This window comes from Streptomyces sp. NPDC001056 (assembly GCF_053598955.1).
In genome coordinates, this window is record NZ_JBSFLI010000090.1 from 1 (window position 1) to 2,670 (window position 2,670).

The 2,670-nt window shown below is 54.1% G+C and carries 2 tRNA genes and 2 rRNA genes; all 4 read right to left on the bottom strand.

The features are described 5' to 3' along the window. Positions 1 to 290: ribosomal RNA gene (locus tag ACWDD7_RS37515) — 23S ribosomal RNA — on the bottom strand; the annotation flags it as partial. Positions 291 to 579: 289 nt separating this feature from the next. Then, positions 580 to 655: transfer RNA gene (locus ACWDD7_RS37520), tRNA-Ala, on the bottom strand. Between the two features lie 90 nt (positions 656 to 745). After that, positions 746 to 822, bottom strand: a tRNA-Ile gene (locus ACWDD7_RS37525). A 63-nt stretch (positions 823 to 885) separates the two neighbouring features. Beyond that, positions 886 to 2,418, bottom strand: a 16S ribosomal RNA gene (locus tag ACWDD7_RS37530). Positions 2,419 to 2,670: the final 252 nt, after the last annotated feature.

Sequence of the window (2,670 nt, forward strand, 5' to 3'; positions counted from 1 at the left end):
CCGTACGTGCTCGGCGTGCTGAACGCCGACCCCTCCGGCTCCCCGGCCGGCGGCTGCGGCGTGGGCAGCCCCTGCGGCACCTGGAACTCGGAGGTGTTTCAGTTCACCGCGTTCGCTTCGCATGGCCTATGTATTCAGCCATGGATACTCCAAAAGGAGTGGGTTTCCCCATTCGGACATCTACGGATCAAAGCTTGTTTGCCAGCTCCCCGTAGCTTTTCGCAGGCTACCGCGTCCTTCATCGCCTGTGATCGCCAAGGCATCCACCACATGCACTTGTTCGCTTGACCCTATAACGAGTCTGTCTCTCGACAGTCGCTACAGGTTGAGTTCTCGCGTTGTGCCGTATTCCAATTGAGTCAAACATAGAGTTCGAATCATCTTGAGATACATCGATACAATCACAACCCGGATAGTTTCCACGTCCATCTCAAGACGCTTCCGCTATCCAAATTACTTACTTCTTCCAGATTGTTAAAGAACGACAGCCGATACATACTACGTATCACTCTGACTGGCTCAATCGCCAATGCAAAATTCTCGGTTCAGTGTCTGAACCAAGCCCTTAGCGTTGGTGATTGGTGGAGGCAGACGGGATCGAACCGACGACCCCCTGCTTGCAAAGCAGGTGCTCTCCCAGCTGAGCTATGCCCCCATGAGTACAGATGACCTCAGGTGTTACAGCCTATCGGCATGGGTTGCTCGTAAGCGCTAAAGCGCTAACGATCACCGACACGTCAGACAATGGTGGGTCTGGTTGGATTCGAACCAACGACCCCCGCCTTATCAAGACGGTGCTCTAACCGACTGAGCTACAGACCCCTGAGTCTGTCTTTAAATTTACAGCCGATAAGCGTGAGCGCTCAACTTTGCGAGAAGCTCTGGAAAGGAGGTGATCCAGCCGCACCTTCCGATACGGCTACCTTGTTACGACTTCACCCCAGTCATGAATCCTACCGTGGTGACCGTCCTCCTTGCGGTTAGACTAGCCACTTCTGGTAAAACCCACTCCCATGGTGTGACGGGCGGTGTGTACAAGACCCGGGAACGTATTCACCGCGGCATGCTGATCCGCGATTACTAGCGATTCCAGCTTCATGCACTCGAGTTGCAGAGTGCAATCCGGACTACGATCGGTTTTCTGGGATTAGCTCCCCCTCGCGGGTTGGCAACCCTCTGTTCCGACCATTGTATGACGTGTGAAGCCCTACCCATAAGGGCCATGAGGACTTGACGTCATCCCCACCTTCCTCCGGTTTGTCACCGGCAGTCTCCTTAGAGTGCTCTTGCGTAGCAACTAAGGACAAGGGTTGCGCTCGTTGCGGGACTTAACCCAACATCTCACGACACGAGCTGACGACAGCCATGCAGCACCTGTGCGCCGGTTCTCTTTCGAGCACTCCCACCTCTCAGCAGGATTCCGACCATGTCAAGGGTAGGTAAGGTTTTTCGCGTTGCATCGAATTAATCCACATCATCCACCGCTTGTGCGGGTCCCCGTCAATTCCTTTGAGTTTTAATCTTGCGACCGTACTCCCCAGGCGGTCAACTTCACGCGTTAGCTACGTTACTAAGGAAATGAATCCCCAACAACTAGTTGACATCGTTTAGGGCGTGGACTACCAGGGTATCTAATCCTGTTTGCTCCCCACGCTTTCGTGCATGAGCGTCAGTATTGGCCCAGGGGGCTGCCTTCGCCATCGGTATTCCTCCACATCTCTACGCATTTCACTGCTACACGTGGAATTCTACCCCCCTCTGCCATACTCTAGCCTGCCAGTCACCAATGCAGTTCCCAGGTTGAGCCCGGGGATTTCACATCGGTCTTAGCAAACCGCCTGCGCACGCTTTACGCCCAGTAATTCCGATTAACGCTCGCACCCTACGTATTACCGCGGCTGCTGGCACGTAGTTAGCCGGTGCTTATTCTTCCGGTACCGTCATCCCCCGACTGTATTAGAGCCAAGGATTTCTTTCCGGACAAAAGTGCTTTACAACCCGAAGGCCTTCTTCACACACGCGGCATTGCTGGATCAGGCTTTCGCCCATTGTCCAAAATTCCCCACTGCTGCCTCCCGTAGGAGTCTGGGCCGTGTCTCAGTCCCAGTGTGGCTGGTCGTCCTCTCAGACCAGCTACTGATCGTCGCCTTGGTAGGCCTTTACCCCACCAACTAGCTAATCAGCCATCGGCCAACCCTATAGCGCGAGGCCCGAAGGTCCCCCGCTTTCATCCGTAGATCGTATGCGGTATTAATCCGGCTTTCGCCGGGCTATCCCCCACTACAGGACATGTTCCGATGTATTACTCACCCGTTCGCCACTCGCCACCAGGTGCAAGCACCCGTGCTGCCGTTCGACTTGCATGTGTAAGGCATGCCGCCAGCGTTCAATCTGAGCCAGGATCAAACTCTTCAGTTTAAACCTGTTACTGTTTTCGGTTCAGTTAAGAACCGGTCGCTCACTCAAAGCTGACAGGAATATGAATCACTTCATAAACCTGACTTACTTTAGTGTGAGACTCTTGATACTTTCGCTATCTGATCCGAGGATCAGCTCGCTGCCATCAAGCGCCCACACTTATCGGCTGTTAATTTTTAAAGAGCATTCTGCGAGGAGCAGGTCGTCGTACGTCATGACGGCGTACACGCCCGGCAGGGCGAGCGCCTCGGA